This is a genomic window from Acinetobacter sp. NPDC052428, assembly GCF_044547685.1.
Classification (GTDB): Bacteria; Pseudomonadota; Gammaproteobacteria; order Pseudomonadales; family Moraxellaceae; genus Acinetobacter; species Acinetobacter lwoffii_G.
The window spans coordinates 12,767-37,075 of sequence record NZ_JBIUAT010000023.1 but is presented as its reverse complement, the minus strand read 5'-3'; the positions used below and the strand labels follow the sequence as shown (position 1 = coordinate 37,075).

Sequence of the window (24,309 nt, the reverse complement as noted above, 5' to 3'; positions counted from 1 at the left end):
GCTTCATTATTTCTACCGTATTTTAAGATAGATTGGCATGATCAAATGCCAATCTATTTTTTTTTGAGGGTGGAATGACCATGAATATTAAAACCGCACTGCTTCTGCTCCCTCTGAGCTTGCCCACTCTGGCTTTCGCTACCGTAGGCGGTCCACAAAATATTGAAGTTCTAGGCTATGAAGTCAAAGAACAGAAACTTTATATCATGCGTCATTATCTTGATGGTCGTGGACGCTTGCCTCAATTGTATTATTATAATTTTAAATCCCAAAAACCAAATCAATTGGTTCAGGTCAATTCCTTATATATCAATCCTAAAACCAAGCGCATCGATTATGATCAAGACAGTCGCAAGTTTGATCAGGACATTGCCAAAATCAAAAAACGTTTAGTTCCATTAAATCCAATTCAAAAATCAAAGCCACAGCTTAAGGTGTTAAAGACAACGAAAGGTAGCGCGCCTGCCTGGCATGATCCTCAGGAAAAAGTGCCAAAATGGACCTATCAATATCAAGTAAAATCCAGCTTACAAAAAAGTCCGGTTCAGCAAGCAGTCAGTTATCAGCAAGGCTTAAAAATTAGCCAGGCCTATAAAGTTCCGAAACAGAATAAAACCCTGGTAATAGTAAAGTATCTGGGTATTCCTTTTGAAACAGGTTATAGCATTGAAGATCCGGCACTGTTAAGTCGATAACAGAATTCACTAAAAAAATAAGGTCTCAATTGAGACCTTATTTTTATTCTAGGACATTTACGGATCAAGCCGCTGTAGAACGCTCAGCGATTGGCACTACTTTACGTAGTTCTGGACCGGTATAGTCCGCGCTTGGACGGATAATACGGTTATCTGCACGCTGTTCCATCACATGCGCTGCCCAACCTGTCACACGTGACATAACAAAGATCGGGGTAAACAACTTGGTTGGAATGCCCATGAAATGATAAGCCGAAGCATGGAAGAAATCCGCATTACAGAATAATTTCTTCTCACGCCACATGACTTCTTCGCAGCGCACTGACACTGGATAAAGTACGGTATCACCGACATCTTTGGCTAAACGCTCCGACCAGACTTTAATAATGCCATTACGCGGATCATTGTCCTTATAGATCGCATGACCGAAGCCCATGATTTTTTCTTTACGTTCCAGCATGCCCAGCATTTCACGTTCAGCTTCTTCAGGCGACTTCCAGTTTTCGATCATGTCCATCGCAGCTTCGTTGGCACCGCCATGTAGAGGGCCACGCAAGGAACCGATTGCACCGGTAATACAGGAATGCATATCTGACAGCGTTGATGCGCACACACGAGCGGTAAAAGTCGAAGCATTGAATTCATGCTCTGCATACAGAATCAAGGAAACATTCATTACCTGTTCATGTAGCTCATTTGGTTTTTCACCATGCAGAAGATGCAGGAACTGTGCACCAATCGAATCATCGTCAGTATTTTCTTCAATACGTACGCCGTCATGACTATAACGATACCAGTAACAAATGATTGCCGGCAAAGTTGCCAAAATGCGGTCTGCGATATCCTGTTGCTGCTCAAAAGACTGCTCAGTTTCAAGATTGCCCAGCATGGAAACGCCAGTACGCATCACATCCATTGGATGCGAGTCGGCAGGAATACGCTCAAGGACTTCTTTTAATGCCTGAGGTAAAGTGCGCAAGGATTTCAGTTTGGCTTTGTAGGCAGCCAATTGCTCTGCTGTCGGCAATTCTCCGAAGAAAATCAGATAAGCGACTTCTTCAAACTGGCAATGTTCAGCCAGATCCTGCACGTCATAGCCGCGATAGGTCAGACCTGCGCCACTTTTGCCTACTGTTGAAAGTGAGGTTTTACCTGCCACTTGTCCGCGCAATCCTGCGCCAGTGAGTACTTTTCCTTCAGCCATTTTTTTAATTCTCCTGTTTAAACAGTTTATCTAATGTGTCTTCGAAGCTGTGATAATCTAAAAATTCGTAGAGTTCTTTTCGTTGTTGCATAATATCCAGCACATTTACCTGAGTACCATGTTCGCGTACTGAACGCATCACTTCAAGTGCGGCTTTTTGCATTGCACGTGTCGCTGATAACGGATACAGCACCATGCCAATGCCCTGCTCCGCCAGTTCATCAACCGTATAATACGGTGTATCACCAAATTCGGTAATATTTGCCAAGACTGGCACACCGACCGCATCACACACTGTACGGTACATGGTGATATCGGTCATCGCCTCAGCAAAGATCGCATCTGCACCCGCTTCAACACAGGCAGAAGCACGATCAATCACTGCTTGCAAGCCTTCTTTTTGTAGCGCATCGGTACGCGCCATCACCACGAAGTTTGAATCGGTTTTCGCATCTACAGCCGCTTTGATACGATCGACCATTTCCTGCTGCGATACGATTTCTTTATTTGGACGATGACCACAACGCTTCTGTGCCACCTGATCTTCAATATGAACCGCAGCGGCTCCTGCTGCAATCATCTGCTTAATCGTGCGGGCAATATTTAATGCACCGCCCCAACCGGTATCGATATCAACCAGTAAAGGTGTATCCACACGTTCAGTGATCCGGCGTACATCTTCAAGAACATTATCCAGGCTGGTCATGCCCAGATCAGGCAAACCATAAGAATAATTCGCGACACCCGCACCTGATAAATAAATGGCTTTATAACCGACCTGTTTGGCCATCATGGCAGCATAGGCATTTACCGTGCCCATAATTTGCAATGGTTTCTCGACTTCAAGCGCTTGTCTAAATCTTAAACCTGCAGACATTTGTTCTGTCATCTTCCTTTTCCACAGTCTTGGCTATAATTATTGAAATTCGAGTATACTCATTTGGCTTGCTCATTCCATAACCTGATAGAACAAATACTCTAAAACTTTAGTCAAATTTTTAAGTTTTGCTTTACCTAATTAGCAAATAGCGCACTTATCTGGCGCAATTATGAAATATGTGCATATATTTGCTATGATGGCGTTTCAATCTCTATTGACATGTTGATGTACTATCTCCTATGCAAGACCTCGCCCTAGAACCGCTCGCCAAAGATCTGCCACAGACCAAACGTGGTCATGAGCGTTGTATTGCGCTGCTGATCAGTGCAACCGAGCTATTTCTGGAACGGGGTTATGATGCTGTGTCTCTGGATGATATCGTCCAGCATGCCGGTGGCTCTAAAGCCTCTATTTATAAATACTTTGGCAATAAAGAAGGCTTGTTTAAAGCCATCTGCGATTATCGTCGTATCAAGTTTTTTGAAGATATCAGTATTCCGATCGAACTGATGGCACTGGATTTTCGTAGTTATTTAGTACACACGTTGCTTAATTTTTATCACCAGATTATGCAACCGGAAAACTCGGCCTTCATGCGTCTGGTGCTGGAACAAAGCCAGCGTAATCCTGAACTTGCTCAGCATATTCATGAGCGAGGCCCGGTGCATGTGCAAAGTGCCATTGCCACGGCTTTAGAACAGGCAGATGCGCAAGGTTTATTGCATTGCGAAAATCCACAATATTCGGCGCAGCTGTATTTTGGTATTTTGCGCAATCTGGAATGGCGTATTCTGATGGGAATTCCGGTACAGGAAGATGATCAGGAAATCGACAAATACATCAGTTATTGTGTGGATCGCTTTTTAGACGGTCATCAAAAAGTCTAGTTTTTTTGCATTTTTCATTGCTTATAGTATATTAGCCGATTCCGTATTTTTTCTTAAACTAACCAACAACTGATTGTTGATCGAGTTTTTCGGCAATTATTGTGGAGTAACGAATGGCTCTCCGTCACTTTCTCACCTTACGCGATTTATCAACTTTAGAACTTAACCAGATTTTGCAACGCGCAATTGAGCTTAAGCGCAAACAGCATAACAATGAAGTGTTCCAACCATTTGTTGGTAAAGTGATGGGCATGATTTTTGAAAAATCCAGTACCCGTACGCGTGTTTCGTTTGAAGCTGGCATGAGCCAATTTGGTGGTAGCGCGATTTTCCTGTCTTCACGCGATACCCAGTTAGGTCGTGGTGAACCGATTGAAGATTCTGCACGTGTGATTTCAAGCATGCTGGATATTGTGATGATCCGTACTTTCGGCCATGATATCGTGGAGCGTTTTGCATCTTATTCAAAAGTTCCAGTGATTAATGCGTTGACTGATGACCACCACCCTTGCCAGTTACTTGCTGACATGCAGACCTATGTAGAGCAACGTGGCTCAATCGAAGGTAAAACTGTTGCCTGGATTGGTGATGGCAACAATATGTGTAACTCTTATATTGAAGCTGCACATATGTGGGGCTTTAATCTGAAAATTGCAGCGCCAAAAGGCTATGAGCCACAAGAAAAATTCCTGTCTGAATTTGCCCATTGTGTGGAACTGGTTCCTTCTGCTGAAGATGCAGCGGTGAATGCTGATCTGATCGTGACTGACGTTTGGGCAAGCATGGGCCAGGAAGAAGAACAAAAGATCCGTGAAAAAGCCTTTGCAGATTATCAGGTGAATGAACGTCTGATGGATCTTGCACATCCGGATTGCTTGTTTATGCACTGCTTGCCTGCACATCGTGGCGAAGAGATTTCAGAAAATCTGCTTGACCATAAAAATGCTGTGGTTTGGGATGAAGCGGAAAATCGCCTGCACGCGCAAAAAGCCTTGGTTGAATTTCTGATTAATGAAAATCTGAAAAAAGACTAATTTTTTAAGATGAATCTTCACAAATTAAGCACCAATCTCTGGTGCTTTTTTTGTCTCAGCTCTTATAATCATTGTTGAAATGGAATAAAAAGTGATTTTATACAATGCAAAAAAAATATTGGGCTTTGGCACTCTTGACTGGTTTTAGCAGTGCTGCCTTACCGGTGCATGCTTCTGAATTTGACCAATATCTTCAAGAAAAAAATATTATTGACAGCAAATTTAAAATTCAGAAAAAAACTGAACTGAATGAATTACTCGCAGTGATCAGTGCAGAAGATTCCAGAACTTTACCGTTGCAGATTGATCAAAATACGATTATTGAACAATTACAGTTAAGTGCCAATAAAACCACACTGAAAGGCATGATCATCACGCCCGATTTTAGCCAGTTTGAAAAAGACCTGGGGCGCAAAGAAGTGATGAAAGTCATTCGTAATAATCTGCTTAATAATTGTGAAATTTTCTTTGAGCATCGCTATCAGATTGAGAACCCTTACAAGGTTGAACTCAGCCTGAACTCGCAGACACAAACATATAAAACGGATATTTCCCAGAAAGATTGCAAATTAAAATAATCTAAACACATAAGACATTTATTTCGATTCAGGATTCAAGAATCCTGAAAACAAAAGGTAGCCGTGGCTACCTTTTTGATAAGGTTTGTTGTTATATCCTGCTAACGCACTAGACCCTGCGGCTGCAAAATAATAATCAACGCACCCAGTATCACCACCATGCCACCAAGCAGATCCCAACGCGATAGAGTCACTTGATCAACGAAGCGCAACCACATTAGCGCTGAAAAAATATAGATACCGCCATAAGCGGCATAGATTCGTCCTGAAGCAGCTGGATGCAAGGTTAACAGCCAGACAAAAGCCGCCAAAGCCAGAGTTGTCGGAATCCATAACCAGTGGCTTCTCCCCTGATTTAAAATCAGGTAGGGAAAATAACAGCCTAAAATTTCCATCAATGCCGTGACTAAAAACAGTAAAAATGTCGTGAACAGCTTGGTAACTTGAATATCCATAATTTATCTTTTAAATGATATAAATTTGATAATTTAAAATATGAGTGCATGAAAAAACCCGTGCAAGCACGGGTTTGATCCTTCTTTTAATTAGGCTGGTTCAGCAGTCTGATCTTCAAAAACCTCAAGTTTTAAGCCAACCGCTTTACCATTTTCTTTTTTCACCGATACTGCAACATTGCCGCCATTTTCAGCCAGTTCACCAAACAGGATCATCTCAGCCAGCGGTTTTTTCAGGTGTTCCTGAATCAGACGTTGCATTGGACGTGCGCCCATTAAACGGTCATAGCCATGTTCTGACATCCATTCACGTGCACTCTGATCCACTTCCAGCATGACTTTTTTGTCATCCAGTTGTGCTTGAAGTTCAGTCAGGAATTTATCCACGACATTTTCAATAATGCTGCTTGGCAATGCCTTGAACTGAATCACGCCGTCGAGACGGTTACGGAATTCCGGCGAGAAGGCTTTCTTCATCGCTTCCTGATTATCGTTACTATTGTCCTGTTCCATAAAACCAATGCTGACACGTGAAATACTTTCAGCACCAATATTGGTGGTGAGTACCAAGACCACGTTACGGAAATCAGATTTACGCCCGTTATTATCAGTCAATGAACCATGATCCATAATCTGCAATAACAGGTTAAACACATCTGGATGCGCTTTTTCGATCTCATCGAGCAACAGTACACAATGCGGATTTTTATGAATCGCATCGGTCAATAACCCACCCTGATCAAAACCGACATAGCCCGGAGGTGCACCGATTAAACGAGACACCGCATGGCGTTCCATATATTCCGACATATCAAAGCGAACCAGTTCTACACCCATCTGTTTCGCCAGCTGCTTGGTCACTTCAGTTTTACCGACACCAGTTGGACCTGCAAAGACAAAACTACCTACAGGCTTGTCTGGAGATTTCAAACCGGCACGTGACAGTTTAATCGCAGATGCCAAGGCCTCAATCGCTTCATCCTGACCAAAGACCACACGTTTCAGATCGCGCTCAAGATTTTCCAGCACGCTCTTATCATCTTTAGAAACAGTTTTTGGTGGAATACGCGCAATTTTAGAGACGATGTCTTCAATATTTTCCACAGTAATCAAACTGTCGTCTTGCTCCGCTTTTAAACGGCGCTGAGCACCGGCCTCATCAATGACATCAATCGCCTTATCTGGCAAGAAACGGTCGTTGATAAATTTTGCAGAAAGTTCTACCGCAGACACCAAAGCTTGATCGTCATATTCCACATGATGAAAATCTTCAAACTTCGATTTCAGACCACGTAGGATATCAATAGTTTCAGAAATAGATGGCTCGTTCACATCAATTTTCTGGAAACGACGTGACAAAGCATGATCTTTCTCAAAGACCTGGCGGTATTCCTGGAAAGTGGTTGAGCCAATGCAACGTAAAGAACCATTTGCCAACGCCGGTTTGATCAGATTCGATGCATCCATGGTACTGCCCATACTCGAGCCTGCACCAATAATCATGTGAATTTCATCAATAAACAGCACTGCTTCAGGTTTCTTTTTCAGCGCATTTAAAAGCTGTTTCAAGCGTTTTTCAAAATCACCACGGTATTTAGTTCCTGCTACCAAAGCGCCGATGTCCAGACTGAAGATTTCAGCATTTTTCAGTGGTTTTGGCGCTTTACCATTAACGATCAGCCAAGCCAGTCCTTCAGCAATCGAGGTTTTACCAACACCTGGATCACCAACAAGCAATGGGTTGTTTTTACGACGGCGACAGAGAATTTGCGCGGCACGCTCGATTTCTTTTTCGCGACCAATTAGCGGATCGGTCTTGCCTTTTTGTGCTTCAACATTCAGGTTAGTGGTATAAAGCTCAAGTGGACCTGAACTTGCTGAAGACGCTGATTCGCCATCTAGGTCTTCGATTTCTTCTTCAGACTGTACATCTTCTTTACGGGTACCATGAGACAGGTACTGAGTCAGGGTCAGACGGTTAATTTGATGACGTTTCAGCAGATAGACTGCAAATGAGTCACGCTCAGAATACATGGCAACCAGAATATCGGCACCTTCTACAGTACGATCGCCGCCGCTTGATTGCACGTGAAAAATCGCGCGTTGCAAGATCCGGTCGAAGCTTTCTGTAGGGTGTGGTGCCTGATCACTATTTTCACCAAGTTTAGGGGTATGTTGTTCTACGTACTCTTCTAATTCCTTACGCAACACGATAATATCCGCACCACATGCTTTGAGAGCATTCACGGCAGAATCGTTATCGAGCAAGGCTAACAATAAATGTTCTACGGTCAGGAACTCATGTCTCTTTTGACGAGCCATGCTGACAGCCAAACGTAGTGATACTTCTAATTGACGACTGAGCATGTAACCCCCTTAATCTTTAGGCTCTATTTGGCAAAGTAACGGATGACCTTGTGATCGAGCATAATTATTGACTTGGTTCGCTTTGGTCTCCGCAATGTCTCGAGGATATACCCCAGCTACACCCTTTCCTTCATAATGTACAGTTAGCATTACTTGTGTAGCTTGGTCAAGATTCATTGCAAAGTATTGTTGTAAAATTTCAATTACAAACTCCATCGGCGTATAGTCGTCATTTAATAAAACAACGGCATACAACGGTGGACGTTTCAGTTCTGGCGGTGCGGTCTGTACAGCTAAGTCAGAATCACCGTCTTCAGAGGGTTCATTTGCTAAACGTGGGCTGATATGCCAATCAACGATTCCAGACTCATTAAAAGAATTTTTAATATCACTTAAACACATTTGACGTTTATTGCTTGGCATAAGATTTATATTTCACACTTAATTTGCATTTGCTTCGGTTTTCGGAATTTCTGACAAGGTAGCAGACTGATTTTCTACTGCTTTGCCCTGTTCCCAACTAAAACGACGAATTACAGGTTTGGCACCAGTAAGACGCACTTCAATAAATTCTGGCTTAAAGCCTTTCGGCATGGTCCAGCGGCCAGTGAGTCGCTCATAATTTTCAAAATTAAAGTTTTTATCTTCCAGTGGCACCACCAGAATTTCCGCACCTTTAATCAGGCGCAATTCCACACTACCTGAGGCACGGCTTTTGCCTGGACTGACCTGAACCAGATCAATCTGGTATTCAAAGGCATTTTCGGGTAATGGTTTAATCGACAGGTTTTGAACCGCCAATGCCAGACCACCACGCTGACGCAAGATCTCGCGATAAATGGTTCCTACACTTTCGGCCTGCACCTGTTCATCACGTGCCTTGGTCATGGCCAGATACAGATCATTGGCATTGCTAACCGCCAGATCACGCTCCTGAACCGCAGTATTCAGCGTCTTGTTCAGTGTTTCCAGACTGGCTTTTTGAGTCTGTACTACATCGACCAGTTGCTCTGCATCCGCATCATAACCCGCCGCAGTCAAACCCTGACGATGTCCTACGGTATATCCGAGTACGCCACTGCTTAAGATCAATACAGCCGCACCAATGGCTAAGGGCGTATTGCCTTTCATGAATGGTTTCTTAGTACCGGGTTCCTGAGGAAGCGTCGTATTTGACTCGTTATTCGGCATTTTGATCTCTTGTTTGCTTTAATCAAGACACACATTTAAATGCAAATCTAAATGTGTGTGAAGTTCTAATACGTTTTTTATGGTAATAAACCAATATTATTTAAGCCAGCGTCTTCAGCAAAACCAAACATCAAGTTCATGTTTTGCACAGCCTGTCCTGCTGCACCTTTCACCAGATTGTCTTGTGCAACCAGGATCACCAGTTTTGTTGGTTGTGGCTTATACAAGGCAATACGCAACTGATTCGCTCCACGCACTGAACGGGTTTCGGGTGAGCTACCCGCCGGCATAACATCGACAAATGCTTCATTGGCATAGAACTGCTCATATAGCGCTTGTAAATCTGCTGATTGGCCTGCTTCAGTTAAATCGATATAGATGGTCGACAACATACCACGAATCATCGGCACCAAATGCGGTACAAATAAAATATGATCAAACACATTTTTTTGACCTGAAATTTTTTCCAATGCTTCGACAATTTCAGGGTGATGACGATGACCCGCTACACCATAGGCCTTAAAATTATCGGAATTTTCAGAATAAATCATGCCCAGACTGGCTTTACGACCTGCACCTGATACACCAGATTTGGCATCGATAATAATGCTTTCAGGTTTCACCAATGCTTCAGCCGCTTTTAAGACTGGCGCCAGACCCAACTGAACTGTAGTTGGATAACACCCCGGATTCCCGATCACACTGGCCTTTTTAATTTCTTCACGATTTAGCTCAGATAAACCATAAACAGAATCTTTTAACAGTTCTGGACATGCATGTTGCATGCCATACCATTTTTCAAACTGTTCAAGATCTTGTAAACGAAAATCTGCCGCCAAGTCGATCACTTTGGTATTTGCAGCAACCAGCTCTTCGGCATGTTTCATTGCGACACCATGCGGTGTTGCAAAGAACACCACATCGCATAATTTTAATAAACCCAGACTCAAATCAGAAAATTTAAGATTGGTATGCCCGCGCAAGCTTGGGAACATGTCATCTACACGACGACCTGCTTCAGTACGTGATGTCAGTGCTGTTACATTTACATCTGGATGTCGTAGCAAAAGACGCAAAAGTTCAACGCCTGTATAACCCGTACCACCCACAATACCCACTGAAATCACGATGATTACCTCAAATAAATGTTTCCTTTATACAGCCTAGTATGACAGGAAGTTGAGGTTTTCTAAACCATTTCACTGGGGTTTGCTGGTTTTTTAATTGATCAGTAGGATAAGTCCGATTTTGATCATGAAACTTTTAATTTGCTTAGGCTATTTCAATAGAGTTATATGGACTTATTAATTATGGTTTTAGGCACCCCACCAATATGGCAACGGCGTATTTTTCAGCGTTATACGATGCTGCTGGAAATGCTGATCATGCTTAGCAACTTCTGCCCAAAAGCGTGGACTATGATCAAAATGCTTTGTGTGTACCAGTTCATGGACAGCGACATAATGCGTGACCTCTTCAGGAAATAATACCAGCGCGCTGTTCAACATAATGTCATGCTTGGCAGAACAACTGCCCCAACGGGTTTTAGGTTGTCGAATACTGCAGTTTTTAAAAGGCAACCGACATTGCTGTGAGACAAGATTTAAATATGAAGGAAGCTGTTCTTTTGCGTAGGCAATCACGAAAGTTTTTAAATATTCTTCAGGATGTCGGTCACTGATCCAAAGCTGTAGATCTTCATGATCAAAAATAAAGTTGTTTTTCTGGCTGTGATAAGAAATTTTTACTGCTGCTTTTAGATTGAATAACCGCAGCTCACTCGGTAGAGTCCGGTCAATATTTTCGATTTTTTCCTGCTGGGATTGCCAGGTTTTAATCAGCCAGCTTTCAGATTGTTCAATAAAATGCTGTATCTGTTTTTTGCTGCAAAAAACCGGTGCTGTCAGACGAATCTGCGTTGCATCGACACGCAAACGTAACCGGGTTGAACGGACATTTCGGGTGATTTGGATTTCAGGTAGGTCGGATAAGGTCATTATAGTTTTTTTAATCTCCCCAACCCCCTCTTTTTCAAAGAGGGGCTTTTAAAAGTCTCCCTTCTTGCACTTGTTTTAAAGCAGTGTTTTAAAACTTCGCTCAGGGAGATTTAGAGGGATTTTTTCTAGAAAGTTTAATTAAACCGCTGTACGCTCTTCAATTCCGTTATCAGTCGCGACAATGGCGATATCTGCTTTGTTGATCGCAAAGATACCGTTACATACCACGCCCGGAATATCGTTTAAGGTTTTTTCCAGTTCAAGTGCATTTAGAATATTCAGGTTGTACACATCTAAAATCACATTACCGTTGTCAGTGACCACACCTTCACGGTACGCAGGATCGCCACCTAAAGATACGATTTTACGCGCGACTGCAGAACGCGCCATTGGAATCACTTCTACAGGAAGCGGGAACTCACGCCCTAATTGTCCAACCCATTTAGAATCATCCACGATACACACAAATTTTTTCGCAATAGAAGCAACAATCTTTTCACGTGTCAGCGCTGCACCGCCACCTTTGATCATATGCATATGACGATCAATTTCATCTGCACCATCAACATAAGCATCCAGACCACTGACAGAGTTCATATCTACCACTTCAATGCCGAGTTTTTTCAAGCGTTGTGCAGTTGCTTCTGAACTGGCTACCGCAGCTTCCAATTGCAGCTCAGGCAATAAGTCAATTAAAAAGTTTACAGTACTGCCTGTACCTACGCCTAAAATGCCCCCTTTTGGCAAGTGTTTTAAAGCGGCTTTGGCTGCTGCTTGTTTTTTCTCATCTTGGGTTGCATATAGACTCATGGCTTCACTCAACTATTTTGGACTTTTGCAGCTTTTTTAAACCGCAAAGCCGTGTGGTTTGTTACAATAAGCCCCTATTTTAAACTGTTAGATGGAAAATTAACATGCTGTCTCGTTTGGTTCGACAAATTTTACAAGCAACGGTTTACGATGTTGCAATCGAAACTCCACTCGAAGCAGCGCCACGAATTAGCGAACGACTCAATAATAATATCCGCTTTAAACGTGAAGATTTACAACCGGTTTTTTCATTCAAGCTACGCGGTGCCTATAACCGTATTAGTCAATTACCGAAATCACAAATGGAACGTGGCGTTATTACTGCTTCAGCGGGTAACCATGCACAGGGCGTGGCACTCTCAGGGAAAAAGCTGGGTATTCGCGCGATTATTGTGATGCCTAAAACCACGCCTGATATCAAGGTGCAGGCGGTTAAACGTCTGGGTGGCGAAGTGGTTTTACATGGTGATTCATTTGATGTTGCAAATAAATATGCGATTCAACGTGCCCAGGAAGATGGCATGACTTTCATTCCACCTTATGATGATGAATTGGTGATTGCTGGCCAAGGCACCATTGCCAATGAAATTCTACGTCAATGGCGTGATGTCGACTATGTGTTTGTCGCAGTTGGCGGTGGCGGCCTGATCGCAGGTGTTGCAGCCTATTTAGGTGATGTCGCACCACACGTTAAAGTCATTCCAGTGGAATACGACGAATCTGCCTGTTTAAAAGCTGCTTTAGAAGCAAATGAACGTGTGATTCTTCCATCTGTAGGTTTATTTGCTGATGGTACAGCCGTAGCCCAAATTGGTGAAAAACCATTTGATGTGATTCGTCTGCAAAAGTCGGACAATTCAGGCCCGATCGTGGAACCGAATGTAGTGCTGGTGAATACGGATGAAGTCTGTGCAGCGATTAAAGACACTTATGACGAATGCCGTAGCATTGTCGAACCATCTGGTGCAATGGCACTGGCTGGCATCAAAAAATACGTGGCTGAACATGGCATCGAAGGGAAAAACATGGTGTCGATTGTCTGCGGCGCCAACATGAACTTCGACCGTTTACGCTATATCGCTGAACGTACCGAATTGGGTGAACGCAAAGAAGCGATTTTTGCCGTGACCATTCCGGAACAGAAAGGTTCATTCCTGAGTTTCTGCCGTGCATTACAAGGCCGTAATATTACTGAATTTAACTACCGTGCCAGCGATGCTTCTGCTGCGCAAGTCTTTGTCGGCATCAGTCTGAAAAATGGCGAGAAAGAACGTCAGGAAATTTATGAAACCTTAAAGTTCCAGTATGACGTTGACGATCTGTCTGATGACGAAGTGGCCAAACTGCATATCCGTTACCTGATCGGTGGTCATGCCGACATTGAAAATGAACGCCTGTTCCGCGTGGAATTCCCAGAGCGTCCTGGCGCTTTACTGATGTTCCTGGAACGTCTTGGCCCAACCCATAACATTACCCTGTTCCACTACCGTAACCACGGCGCTGCTGAAGGACGTGTTCTGGTGGGCCTTGAAGCAACCGATGCACAACAGAATCCGGACGGCTTGATCGAAACTCTCGAAACCATTACCTATCCATATCAGGAAATTACCAATAATCTGGGTTATCAACGTTTCTTGAAGTAATTCTTTCAAACATAAACCGCCTTTCGAGGCGGTTTTTTTAGGATGATATTCTAGGCAGATTTAAAAATGTATCATGAATGAAAACACCAATTATCCATTAATTTCCAATCTTGTTAAAATTAAAAATAATTACAAAAACAGAACCTTAAGATATGAATATCACTTTTATTATTATTTTGCTCACCACTTTATTTGTCTATTTATACGGCTATCCAGCATACAAATTAAATCAAGAAGAAGATCGTGTTCGAACAAGTATGAAAAATATTCCCAGTAATGCAACCGCAAATAACCTCAGCAACATCGCTGGTATAGAGGCACATTCAGAAATACTCAACCAGTATCCCAAATTTGTTTATATTTTTCTAAATCATTATAAAGAAGTGAAATTAGATCCTAAAATTTCAGCTTTTGTAAAAAGCTTTTCTTGTTCCTCAATCGATAATTTAAAAACTTATCCTCAACTCAAACGCCAAGCCACACTCAATATCATGAAGGATGATCATCATGAATTCGAATACATCATCCAAAACAGCTATGGAACCTTATATACACATCATCAGGTTATGTCTGACTGTCCAAATTTTCAATCTGTACTTCAGATGAAAGAAGCGTAAATACTTCAAAGATCTGTACTATTTTTACCTAAAAACTATAGCTGAAGAATCGCCTTCTCATTACCATAGCGGATATAACGAATGACATAAAGATAACGAAGGACAATCCATGGCATTATTTGCAGTCATCGGGCTTGGCAGTTTCGGTGCGACCGTGGCCACACAGCTCATCAGCCTGAAGCATGAAGTGATCGGAATCGATCTGAATAAAAAATATGTCGAAAACATTTCTGATCAGCTGACCCATGCCGTGATTGCCGATGCAACCGATGAACATGTACTCGATGAGCTGAACATTCAGCGCTGTGATGCCGTTGTCGTTGCGATTGGAGAGGATATTGAGGCCAGTATTCTATGTGTATTGCACTTAAAAAATATGGGCGTAAAGAAAATCTGGGTGAAGGCCAAATCCAAATCCCACCACATGATTCTGACCCATCTCAATGTTGAAAAAATCATTCATCCTGAAGAAGATATGGGCGTTCGGGTGGCCCAGTCATTAAGCTATCCGATGGTCAGTCGTTATATGGCGCTTGAGGATGATCATTATATTGTCAAAATTGAAATTCATGCAGATCATCATGGTACGCCACTGAATCAGTTGATGAAGCATGCTCCTGAAATCACTACCTTATTACATAAACGCGGATCTACATTGCAATATCACGTAGATGCCAATCAGATTCTTCAGGAAGGCGATATTTTACTGGTTGAAGGATTGCTGGAACCTTTGCGCCGTCTTGCTAAATATTTTAAACATCTATGAAAAGTTCTGATTTAAAGCAACACAGGACGGTCAACCTCAGTCCTCCGAGCTTACTGGCTTTGGGTTTTCTTGGATTAATTCTGATCGGTTCGCTGCTGCTGATGCTGCCTATTGCCCATCATGGAGAAATCAGCTGGCTGGAAGCCATTTTTACAGCAACTTCTGCTGTGACCATTACCGGGCTATCGGTGGTGAATGTCGGTGAAGCCTATACCGTATTTGGTCAAATCGTGATTATGTTTTTGTTGCAATGCGGCGGCTTGGGTTTTATGACCTTTGCCATTCTGGCAGTGATGAGTCTGGCACCGCAACTGGGGCTAAAACAACAAGTCATGGCACAGGAGTCCATTGGACAAACTAGTCTGAAAAAAGTCAGTTTTACCATTAAAGCCGTGTTTTTATATTCTCTATTCTTTGAAGCAATCGGTACGCTGATTCTGACTTTGGCTTGGCTCAAAGAATATCAGTTTAGCGATGCACTATTTTATGCAGCTTTTTATAGCGTCTCCGCTTTTAATAATGGTGGATTTTCACTATTTCCAAATAGCTTGATGAGCTTTTCAGGACAGTATCTGATTACCTTTACCATCAGTATGCTGTATATCATTGGCGGTATCGGTTTTCTGGTGCTGATGGACGTCAAAGAACATAAGCGCTGGCGTAAGTTGAGTACCAACAGCAAGCTAATCCTCTCAACGATTCTGGGTCTTAACTTAAGTGCTTTTATTGTGCTATGGCTGTTAGAAGCCTCTAACCCGCAAACTTTGGGTCTGATGAGTGTGGGCGATCAGGCCGTGAATGCCTGGTTCCATGCCACCGTTCCCCGCTCTTCAGGTTTTAATAGCTTGCCAATGGAACAAATGAGCGATGCATCCAGTCTCGTTACCATGCTGCTCATGTTTATCGGGGGCGGCTCCTTAAGTACGGCGGGCGGCATCAAAGTCGGAACGTTTATTATTGTGGTAATAAGCGTAATCAGTTTTTTAAGACGCGAAGATGAGATCCGGCTGTTTAATCACTCTATTCCTGAAAAAACTACGTTTAAAGCATTAGCCGTGGTGTGTATTACTGCAGCGTTGATCATGATGGGTTTTATGAGCTTATTAATCCTGGAACCTGAGCAGGATTTTCTGGATCTGTTGTTTGAAGCCGTGTCTGCAGCTTGTACCGTCGGTTTGTCCCGAGGGGTAACAGAGGAACTACAACCTGCCAGTTTGATCATTCTGATGCTGTTAATGTTCGCAGGGCGTCTAGGGCCACTGACGCTTGCTTATTTTATTGCGACTCCCAAAAAGAGTCGTCTCAAACATCCGCCTTCAGAAATCCAGATTGGCTAATCTATCTATAAAAAAACCATGCAGCGGCATGGTTTTTTATTTTCATTCCAAGATGTTTAAAGTTGGAATCCTAGAACCAGTTCATCAAGGAAACACCTAAACCGACATACGTGGCACGATGGTTATAATCAATCAGGCTTTCTCCGTAACCATCAAAAAGCTGGAATTGGCCACGCAAACGCCCACTGATCGGGAATGACCAGTCGAACTGTACCGCTCCACGGTTTTCATCTCCACCTTTTAAGGTATGTCGTAGCATCAATGAAAAATCATGCTCCTTATAACGATAAAATGCGGTCATGTCTCCACGGCCAATATAGTTCTTGATCTCTGGATTGTTATCGTCTTCTCGCTTCTCTTCAAAGCGATACCAAGGACGAACCATCAAGGCAAAATTGTCTTTTTCAAAACCAAGATTCAGCATCACCCGATTCCAGCTACGTGATAACGGATCAGAACGACCATTGGACTGATGATTGATGGTCAATCCCAACATACGCCAATTCAGACCCAAAAGATCATAATTGGTACGGAAAATCAAACTGGCTTCGGGTTCATAGTTGGTCTCACGAAACGGACGTGATTCTTCCGAGTTATACACCTGCCAACGCGAAGACTGAGTATAACCAAGCCAGAGATCGCCATTATCTCCCAAGATATTTTCAACCGCCTTGGTCTTTAAAGACAACTGAAACTTTGCTTCGGTTGAGGTAAGATTTTGGTCTTCCTTCACTGTGTTTTCTGGATTTTCACTTTGAGGGAATTCATTTTTCTTTGATGTCCAGAAACCTGGCATCAAATACACTGGCTGATAAGAACGAATGTTCCAGGTGCCTAATTTACTTTCTGGAGAGAGTTCCCAGCGGCTATCCAGCAAAGACAGATTCGGCGTCAGTTTTGATCCTTCAGAAGCATAAATATTGGAAACGGTTTGACCAATTTTCGCTTTTAAATTATCGGGTTCAGGCGCAATTTCTGCTGCTGCACGACGCTCAGAAACGATTGCAGGCTTATCAGTGACCGGAATTTTAAATAAAGTATCATAACAGGCCAGACGCTCTGCACTAATTTCCAGTGCAGCACAGGCTTCAGCCGTTGCCGGCGTGGGACTGTTGACTACTGTTTCTTCCGCATTCACTTGCGTCCCAACTGCACAGCCCAGCAAAACGCTCAGCTGTAGAGTTGAGCGCTTAAACGAATTAAGCGCCATCCATTATCCTCTTTTTTTTATTTATAGAACTTGTTGAATTACAAAACCAAGCTGTTCCAGCATTTCACGTTTTGCCACTGGCGCTACAATGGCTTTCGTCGCCTGCTGCTCGACCAGATAGGTCTGTGCAACACGCTGCAAATCATCCAGTGTGACATTCAATAAACGTTCACGTAATTTTTTACGGAACGCTGGCGTACGTTGATGCAAGTAAGAATAACATGCAGTAATGGCTTCGCCTGCCGGTGAACCCGGTTTATCCATGCTGGCAATCAGACCCAGAATGGCTTCTTCCAACTGGTGTGGCTGTTGTGGTGCATTAAGTAACCACTGAATACTCGCATCAAAATCCTGGAAAGTTTCTGCCAGACGTGGGTCACGATAGCTGTAGAAACGGAATGAACAGGCATTCCCGTCATAGCTGGCACCACCACCATAGGCACCGCCTTTTTCACGGATGGCACTGTGCAGGAAGCCATTACGCAAATAACCCGCCAGTACCATCAATGCAGCAGCATCAGGATGTGAAACTTCAACAGCTGGATAAGCAGCCGCACAGAACTGGACATTGGCTTGAATCAACCAGGCTTCGTGCTGGTCATGGGTTACTTTTTCGACTTGAGTTAATGAAACTGGTGCAGAATCAACTTCAAGTTTATCCCAGACATTCTGAATTTCTTCGATCAGATGCTCAGACTGCGGCTCTTCACAGACTAACAGGAATTGCTTTGGTGCTTGCAACAAGACCCGATGAATCCGTTTTAATTCATCAATCAGCAGATCATATTCAGCCGGATCTTTTTCGATCTTAGACACCAGCTCGATCAGCCAGTTCAATGCACCCAAACCGGTATTGTGATAATCACGCAAAGCCAATGCACTATGCTGACGTGAAGCCGTTTGCATTGCATAGCTATGTCCAGAACCAGAAATACGTGACTGCCAGCGCGTTTTACGCTGTTGTAACAGTTCAACAATACGGTCTTTCTCATCAAAACGAAGCTGTTCAAAACCGATCTTTAACAGACGAATTGCATCCAGATGATTCACCAAAGATTTGGTGGTCAACGTCAACCAGGCAGTAATTTTGTTTTTGTGATCGACTTTAGAACGCAAAGATGCGCCCATGCCCAGACCGCCACTTACCGCTGTTTGCAGTTGCTGGAACTCAAGATAATCATACTCACCCGCACCAACTTCACCCATCAGGATCGACAGCAGGTTAAAGTAAGGCGACTGCACCACTTCATCCGGAATATTGACCAGAACCTGTTGATAATAAATCCCATTGGTGCCGGCATGATACAGGTTCAACGGCGTATCAACACGGTTACAGATAATCTCACGCAACTGGCCTTGAACAATTTGCAATTCCGCAGGGACATCTTCCAGGCCGACTTTCGGCAATAAGTTCAAGTCATCCGGCGTGTCCTGACGAATATTCAATGCTTCAGTCTGGGCAATAATTTCCGCTTTCTGCTCTTCAGTCAGATTCTTGCCAATTTCAGCCAAACGCGCTTTTTCATCCGCTGCTTCTTTAGCAGATTTAGTCGCATCCGGAACCAGTGTCAATTGGACACGATGTGGATTATCCAGCAGATGCTCTTTGATCAGATTGGATAACCACATCGGATCTTGCAGCTCTTCTTTGACTGCGGCAATCGCAGAGTCCACATCCCAAACTTCGACCGGATCACGATGATGAATCGCGCTACCCAGACCGCTCAGAATCAAGCTCAAACCATACGGCGTACCATCGCCATTGATTTCACGCTGATGCAATTCAATTTGATGCAGGATCGCATCGACCATGCTCTGATCAACTGGTTTAGAGGCAACATCTTCCAGAACCTTAAACACACCATTTTTAAATTCTTCTGCATGTTCAGGATTTGAACCCTGTACCGCGCAGTAGAAAGTCATTTCAAAATTAGAATCATCCACGCCCATGAATGGACCTGTTGCATCTGCATAACCACAAGTTTCCAGATAATGACGCAGTGGTGATGCTGAATCTTCGAGCAGAATTCCTTCAACTAAACGCATGCCCAAACGCAGTTTAATGTCACTAGCTTCTGGCAATAACCATGACAGCACATGATAGGTCTTGTCCTGTAAATCTTCAGCATCAACCGCATAGCTGTCGGTAACCGTCAATGGTGCAGTCAAACGGGTTTCAGGTGTTGGATAGAGCGTCTGACCTTTTTCAAATTTGGACAATGCCAGATTTTCAAACTGCTCTTGCAGTTCAAATGCCGTTTTATTGCCAAAGGTCATGAAGACTGCATTGCTTGGATGGTAATGTGACTTATAGAAATCAACTAACTCTTGGTAAGTCAGATCAGGAATATCTTTGGGATCACCGCCAGAATTATAGTGATAAGTCGTATTTGGGAATAAATGATGCGCCAGCGTGTGATAAAGCTGATCTGAAGGCGAACTCATCGCCCCTTTCATTTCATTAAAGACCACGCCTTTATAGACAGGCTCGCCATTTTCCAGCTCAATGCGAATGCCTTCCTGGGCAAAATCCAATGGGTTCAGGTTCGCAGCAAATGCTGCATCCATATACACTTCGAGCAGGTTCTGGAAATCCTTGCTATTCTGCGTCGCAAATGGATACGCAGTCCAGTCCGCCGCAGTAAAGGCATTCATGAAAGTATTCAGTGAACGGCGAATCATCAGGAAGAATGGATCACGCACCGGGAATTTTTCTGAACCACACAGCGCAGTATGTTCCAGAATATGTGCCTCGCCTTTAGAATCCATCGGCTGGGTACGAAACGCCACCAGAAAGACATTTTCGTCGTGCTTGGTCGCCAGATGATAATGCGTGGCGCCAGTCACTTTATGTTTATATTCAGACACGAAAATGTCTAAAGCTTCAACATGTTGTTGACGTACCAACTGAAACGCAGGATGTACAGTTTGAGAAATGGTTTCAGTGACATCTACAGTCATGCGATCTCCTAATGCTTTAATTAAAATAACTAAGCACATTATAGCTTTAGTTATCTGAATTATTCACGTTGAAAACCGAGGATTTTGATCGAATTAAGTAAACTTGATCATTTGAAAATTAAATCATCAAATTTACTTCCTGCCTCTAGATGAGTATTTACAAGCTTAAGAAATCAGATATTTAAAATAGTTATAGCTTGGATTATTTTCTACAAATACATAATTCTGCTTTTGATAAAAACTGGCAGCCAGCCGGGTATCCGTTTGTAAGCATAAAGCCGAATAATGCGGACGTGCCAATTGCTCTAGGTAAGCCAAAAGCTGTTTGCCTACGCCATGCTGACGATATTTCGGATGCACATAGAAACGGCGCACACGACCAATCCGGTCTTCAATGCCGTTATCTCCCCATTGCTGGTTTAAGCCGCCACAGGCAACCAGTTTCTTGCCATCATGCGCCACCACCAGATATTCATTGGCGTGGCTAAAGCAGTTTTTCCCGGTGCGATATTCTTCTATTAACTTATCTACCAAATTATAGCCTTCTTTACGTGCCAGAGTTGCCAGTGTTTCGATCTGATCCGGGAGTTGTTCGGCTGTTACAATTTTAATATTCATATACGCACACTATTTGAAATTGTTGTGAAGAATGACTGTTGCCAAGCGACTTAAAGTATCATGCCAGGAGCGATATCTCTTTATAAATAAAATTTGATCCTTAAATCAATGCTGCGGCGCACCAGTGCACAAAAATAAGCCAGTTTTTAGACCAAAGATAGCTGCTGAACAAAATACAGCATTTTTGAAAAGTATTTGAAAATGATTCAGCAAACTACAGCAATCCCAAGCAATCGTGTAAACTTAGGACTTTCATTTTTAATGTGATATTTGAACATGGCAACTGTTGATCTTTTTGCGATTGGTAATGCGCTGATTGACCAAGAATTTAAAGTTTCTGATGACTTTTTAACTGCACATCACTTGCAAAAAGGCACCATGCAACTTGCAGATGGTGAGACTCAGGCCACTCTTTATCAAAATCTTCAAGCGACTCAAGTGTATAAAGGTCAGGCTTCAGGCGGCTCAGCAGCCAACACTACCGTGGCATTTTCTGCGCTCGGTGGTTCTGCATTTTATGGCTGTCGGGTCGGAAATGACGAACTCGGACACATCTACCTGCAAGGTTTGAATGATGCCGGTATTAAGACCACCACCCAATCAATCAGTGAAGGTGTGACAGGAACCTGTATGGTTCTGGTCAGCCCTGATTCTGAACGTACCATGCATACTTATCTGGGTATTACGGCCGAACTGACTGATCAACAAATTGATTTCAGCGCATTACATAGCGCGAAATGGCTATATCTCGAAGGTTATTTATCAACTTCTGACACAGCACGTCATGCCGTACAACAAGCACGTGATATTGCCCGTGCTAATGGCGTTAAAATTGCTCTAACTTTATCTGATCCTGCCATGGTGCAATATGCCCGTGCCGGTTTGGATGAAATGATTGCAGATGGTGTAGACTTGCTGTTATGTAACCAGCAAGAAGCGCTGATGTATACAGAAACAGATAATCTTGAGGCAGCCCTGCTTAAATTAAAAACAATCAGTCAGCACGTTGTCATTACATTGTCAGCTGAAGGCGCACTGATTTCGGATCATCAGAATACTTTTACTGTTCCTGGTCGCAAAGTCACTGCAGTAGATGCCAACGGTGCCGGTGACGCTTTTGCCGGGGCTTTCCTGTACGGATTGAATGCTAATTTGGGTTTACAAGCTGCGGCTGAACTGGCGATTCTGATTTCGAGCCAAGTGGTTTCACAATTTGGTCCGCGCCTGGTAGTTGAAGACTATGCGGCATTATTACAAGACTTTCAAAAGGAATGTGCTTAATGTTTAAAATTTGCATGACCGAAGACGTTCCAGAACGCGAAGCACGCTCTTTTGAGCTTCCCGATGGAGATAATATCTTTATCACCCAACGTGATGGTGCCTTCTATGCCTATCAAAACCTGTGTCCGCATTTGCAGGTCGAGCTGGAATTTCTGGAAAACCAGTTTCTGGATCGTGATCAGGAATTTATTGAGTGCTCCACGCATGGCGCCTTGTTTCTGGTAGAAAGCGGTAAATGCATTTCTGGGCCTTGCCAAGGTCAAGCACTTGAAAAAGTAGAGATTACCGTGCATTCTGATGGTGGAATTTACCTCTCAGAATAAGACTAAAACGGACTTCACCATGCCTGCATTTTTTCTAGACTATAACCTGATGCCTTTTCATCTGAGTTTATTGGCGATTATTCTATTCGGTGTGGTGAAAACCATTGGTTTTTATTTTGGACTCAGACCCAGCAAGTTTCTGCAAAAAATTTCACCTTATGACTTTCAGCAGATGGATCTACTAAACGTCAAATTTTCCAAAACCTTGATTGTGTTTTTCTTCCTGATGAATTTTAGCTTTGCTGGCTATGTTTTACAGTTCCTGATCTATTCTCAGGAATTTAAATTTCTGCCTGCTTATTACCTGATTATTCCGGCTTTAATCATTGCGACTTTTTTTACTATTTTTATGATTCACTGTCTGGATCAGGTCATTCCACCTAAATATAAAAAGAACAATGTCAATTTACTCGGCCGTTTGGCGACGATTTCCAGTGGCAATGCCCGTCCCGGTTTTTCTGCTCAAGCACGGGTGCGAGATGAGTATGGACAACTGCATTATGTACAGGTAGAACCTGAGTTTGGTGAACTCGGTTTTCAGTCGCAGATTATCCTGATTCGCATGAGAAAATCTCATTATGTTGCCAAGAAAATCTGTAAATCTAATCAGCTGTTCAGCATGAATCTAGATTAAATTTGAAATCATTTATAGACATTAAAAATCCCGACAGATATCGGGATTTTTTTTAATGTTTAGATTTACTTTTTAAGAAGTCCTGAAACCATATTCAATACATTTTGAATATCGTTATTAGCTTCCTGCTTACTGGTCTGCTCACCTTGCGGGGTAAGCGAATCAATAATCTGCGGCAAGACCTGTGAAATCGCACTATACACATCCTGCTTCGGTGCATGGGTTTGCTGTGCAACTTCTTCAACTTCCTGCTCATCAAACAGGTTCTGCACCTGCTGCGGATCGACATTGGCATTTTCACCGGGACCGGTCGACACCCAATCATCGACCTGACTATTGAGCCCCTGTCCTTTAAGCTTATCTAATGCACCCTGTAAACCGCCCTGTTTTTGAATCCAGGCCAGTACTAAAGGCAGTACTGCAATCAATAAGGTTTTACCGGTAGAACCACTTAGTCCTGAACGAGGCTGGGCAGTACTTTGAGTACTACCACCACCAAACTGACTTAGTACTGAACCTAAAATTGCCCCCAGACCATTTTGTCGGTTCTGCTGACCGGTTTGATTCTGCTGGTTTTGAGGATTTTGATTTTGCTGAGGATTTGACTGGTTTAAATGCCCTAGCACAGACCCTAGGATATCTGCCAAGCCACCTTGTTGTGAGGACTTTTGCTGCGACTGCCCGCCACCCAATGCCTGCTTTGCTAATATTTCCACAATACTACTCAGGTTTGTCATGTCCTATATCCTATGTGCATCTTAATTACAGAATACGGCCTGCCCTCATATTGTCTAGGCAAGATTGTGTTAATATTTGCAATC

At 43.1% G+C, this 24,309-nt stretch carries 24 protein-coding genes; 11 read left to right on the top strand and 13 right to left on the bottom strand.

Going from position 1 to position 24,309, the window contains the following annotated elements:
• Positions 1 to 74: 74 nt before the first annotated feature.
• On the top strand, positions 75 to 695 hold the full coding sequence (locus ACIG3F_RS11905) for an aminotransferase (protein WP_396470125.1): 621 nt from the start codon (positions 75 to 77) through the stop codon (positions 693 to 695).
• A 64-nt stretch (positions 696 to 759) separates the two neighbouring features.
• Here the strand turns inward: ACIG3F_RS11905 and prpC are convergent, their stop codons facing one another.
• Together prpC and prpB are read right to left on the bottom strand one after the other, a co-directional pair.
• On the bottom strand, positions 760 to 1,899 hold the full coding sequence (gene prpC / locus ACIG3F_RS11900) for a 2-methylcitrate synthase (protein WP_044110021.1): 1,140 nt from the start codon (positions 1,897 to 1,899) through the stop codon (positions 760 to 762).
• Between the two features lie 4 nt (positions 1,900 to 1,903).
• Positions 1,904 to 2,788 (bottom strand): methylisocitrate lyase, encoded by an 885-nt coding sequence (prpB, locus tag ACIG3F_RS11895; protein ID WP_004280180.1) that lies wholly within the window; start codon positions 2,786 to 2,788, stop codon positions 1,904 to 1,906.
• 230 nt (positions 2,789 to 3,018) lie between these two features.
• Between prpB and ACIG3F_RS11890 the strand changes: the two genes are divergently transcribed.
• From ACIG3F_RS11890 to ACIG3F_RS11880, 3 genes are all read left to right on the top strand, one after another.
• Positions 3,019 to 3,666 (top strand): TetR/AcrR family transcriptional regulator, encoded by a 648-nt coding sequence (locus ACIG3F_RS11890; RefSeq protein ID WP_004646788.1) that lies wholly within the window; start codon positions 3,019 to 3,021, stop codon positions 3,664 to 3,666.
• A 113-nt stretch (positions 3,667 to 3,779) separates the two neighbouring features.
• Positions 3,780 to 4,700, top strand: coding sequence for an ornithine carbamoyltransferase (gene argF, locus ACIG3F_RS11885; protein ID WP_004280178.1), 921 nt, complete (start codon positions 3,780 to 3,782; stop codon positions 4,698 to 4,700).
• 104 nt (positions 4,701 to 4,804) lie between these two features.
• Positions 4,805 to 5,278: a hypothetical protein gene (locus ACIG3F_RS11880; protein WP_044110025.1), complete on the top strand. Its 474-nt coding sequence runs from the start codon at positions 4,805 to 4,807 to the stop codon at positions 5,276 to 5,278.
• Between the two features lie 101 nt (positions 5,279 to 5,379).
• Here the strand turns inward: ACIG3F_RS11880 and ACIG3F_RS11875 are convergent, their stop codons facing one another.
• The 7 genes from ACIG3F_RS11875 to rpiA all read right to left on the bottom strand — a co-directional run bounded on the left by ACIG3F_RS11875 (position 5,380) and on the right by rpiA (position 12,098).
• Positions 5,380 to 5,733, bottom strand: a complete 354-nt coding sequence (locus ACIG3F_RS11875) for a YnfA family protein (protein ID WP_005246534.1) — start codon at positions 5,731 to 5,733, stop codon at positions 5,380 to 5,382.
• A 90-nt stretch (positions 5,734 to 5,823) separates the two neighbouring features.
• Entirely contained in the window at positions 5,824 to 8,100 is a 2,277-nt protein-coding gene (gene clpA, locus ACIG3F_RS11870) for an ATP-dependent Clp protease ATP-binding subunit ClpA (RefSeq protein WP_180038695.1), read from the bottom strand.
• Between the two features lie 9 nt (positions 8,101 to 8,109).
• Complete coding sequence (gene clpS, locus ACIG3F_RS11865) at positions 8,110 to 8,523, bottom strand: ATP-dependent Clp protease adapter ClpS (RefSeq protein ID WP_004279780.1); 414 nt, start codon at positions 8,521 to 8,523, stop codon at positions 8,110 to 8,112.
• Positions 8,524 to 8,541: 18 nt separating this feature from the next.
• Entirely contained in the window at positions 8,542 to 9,291 is a 750-nt protein-coding gene (locus ACIG3F_RS11860) for a DUF6776 family protein (RefSeq protein ID WP_180038696.1), read from the bottom strand.
• Positions 9,292 to 9,368: 77 nt separating this feature from the next.
• The gene (argC, locus tag ACIG3F_RS11855) at positions 9,369 to 10,424 is read right to left on the bottom strand and encodes an N-acetyl-gamma-glutamyl-phosphate reductase (RefSeq protein ID WP_396470130.1); all 1,056 of its coding nucleotides are present in this window, start codon (positions 10,422 to 10,424) and stop codon (positions 9,369 to 9,371) included.
• A gap of 183 nt (positions 10,425 to 10,607) precedes the next feature.
• Positions 10,608 to 11,288, bottom strand: coding sequence for a M48 family metallopeptidase (locus ACIG3F_RS11850; RefSeq protein WP_219309505.1), 681 nt, complete (start codon positions 11,286 to 11,288; stop codon positions 10,608 to 10,610).
• A 138-nt stretch (positions 11,289 to 11,426) separates the two neighbouring features.
• Positions 11,427 to 12,098: a ribose-5-phosphate isomerase RpiA gene (gene rpiA / locus ACIG3F_RS11845; protein WP_004279784.1), complete on the bottom strand. Its 672-nt coding sequence runs from the start codon at positions 12,096 to 12,098 to the stop codon at positions 11,427 to 11,429.
• 104 nt (positions 12,099 to 12,202) lie between these two features.
• Here rpiA and ilvA point away from each other — a divergent pair, with 104 nt between their 5' ends.
• The 4 genes from ilvA to ACIG3F_RS11825 all read left to right on the top strand — a co-directional run bounded on the left by ilvA (position 12,203) and on the right by ACIG3F_RS11825 (position 16,461).
• A complete protein-coding gene (ilvA, locus tag ACIG3F_RS11840; protein WP_004646781.1) occupies positions 12,203 to 13,741 on the top strand; it encodes a threonine ammonia-lyase, biosynthetic in 1,539 nt (512 codons plus the stop codon).
• A gap of 152 nt (positions 13,742 to 13,893) precedes the next feature.
• Positions 13,894 to 14,358 (top strand): hypothetical protein, encoded by a 465-nt coding sequence (locus ACIG3F_RS11835; protein ID WP_396470124.1) that lies wholly within the window; start codon positions 13,894 to 13,896, stop codon positions 14,356 to 14,358.
• Positions 14,359 to 14,467: 109 nt separating this feature from the next.
• The gene (locus tag ACIG3F_RS11830) at positions 14,468 to 15,124 is read left to right on the top strand and encodes a TrkA family potassium uptake protein (protein WP_005246545.1); all 657 of its coding nucleotides are present in this window, start codon (positions 14,468 to 14,470) and stop codon (positions 15,122 to 15,124) included.
• Positions 15,121 to 16,461 (top strand): TrkH family potassium uptake protein, encoded by a 1,341-nt coding sequence (locus ACIG3F_RS11825; RefSeq protein ID WP_396470123.1) that lies wholly within the window; start codon positions 15,121 to 15,123, stop codon positions 16,459 to 16,461. Before ACIG3F_RS11830 ends, ACIG3F_RS11825 begins: the two co-directional genes overlap by 4 nt.
• Positions 16,462 to 16,531: 70 nt before the next feature.
• Here ACIG3F_RS11825 and ACIG3F_RS11820 read toward each other — a convergent pair whose 3' ends face one another.
• The 3 genes from ACIG3F_RS11820 to ACIG3F_RS11810 all read right to left on the bottom strand — a co-directional run bounded on the left by ACIG3F_RS11820 (position 16,532) and on the right by ACIG3F_RS11810 (position 21,250).
• A complete protein-coding gene (locus tag ACIG3F_RS11820) occupies positions 16,532 to 17,671 on the bottom strand; it encodes a phospholipase A (protein WP_247143583.1) in 1,140 nt (379 codons plus the stop codon).
• Positions 17,672 to 17,692: 21 nt separating this feature from the next.
• On the bottom strand, positions 17,693 to 20,632 hold the full coding sequence (locus ACIG3F_RS11815; RefSeq protein WP_396470122.1) for an insulinase family protein: 2,940 nt from the start codon (positions 20,630 to 20,632) through the stop codon (positions 17,693 to 17,695).
• Between the two features lie 165 nt (positions 20,633 to 20,797).
• On the bottom strand, positions 20,798 to 21,250 hold the full coding sequence (locus tag ACIG3F_RS11810) for a GNAT family N-acetyltransferase (protein WP_005107150.1): 453 nt from the start codon (positions 21,248 to 21,250) through the stop codon (positions 20,798 to 20,800).
• A 276-nt stretch (positions 21,251 to 21,526) separates the two neighbouring features.
• Between ACIG3F_RS11810 and ACIG3F_RS11805 the strand changes: the two genes are divergently transcribed.
• The 3 genes from ACIG3F_RS11805 to ACIG3F_RS11795 are packed head-to-tail and all read left to right on the top strand — an operon-like array spanning position 21,527 to position 23,488.
• Entirely contained in the window at positions 21,527 to 22,531 is a 1,005-nt protein-coding gene (locus ACIG3F_RS11805; protein ID WP_396470121.1) for an adenosine kinase, read from the top strand.
• A gap of 14 nt (positions 22,532 to 22,545) precedes the next feature.
• Positions 22,546 to 22,854 carry a Rieske (2Fe-2S) protein gene (locus ACIG3F_RS11800; protein ID WP_253147141.1) on the top strand — a complete coding sequence of 103 codons (309 nt, stop codon included), beginning with the start codon at positions 22,546 to 22,548 and terminating at the stop codon, positions 22,852 to 22,854.
• Between the two features lie 19 nt (positions 22,855 to 22,873).
• Complete coding sequence (locus ACIG3F_RS11795) at positions 22,874 to 23,488, top strand: OB-fold-containig protein (RefSeq protein WP_004279798.1); 615 nt, start codon at positions 22,874 to 22,876, stop codon at positions 23,486 to 23,488.
• A gap of 65 nt (positions 23,489 to 23,553) precedes the next feature.
• Here ACIG3F_RS11795 and ACIG3F_RS11790 read toward each other — a convergent pair whose 3' ends face one another.
• Positions 23,554 to 24,225: a YidB family protein gene (locus ACIG3F_RS11790; RefSeq protein ID WP_253113301.1), complete on the bottom strand. Its 672-nt coding sequence runs from the start codon at positions 24,223 to 24,225 to the stop codon at positions 23,554 to 23,556.
• Positions 24,226 to 24,309 lie beyond the last annotated feature (84 nt).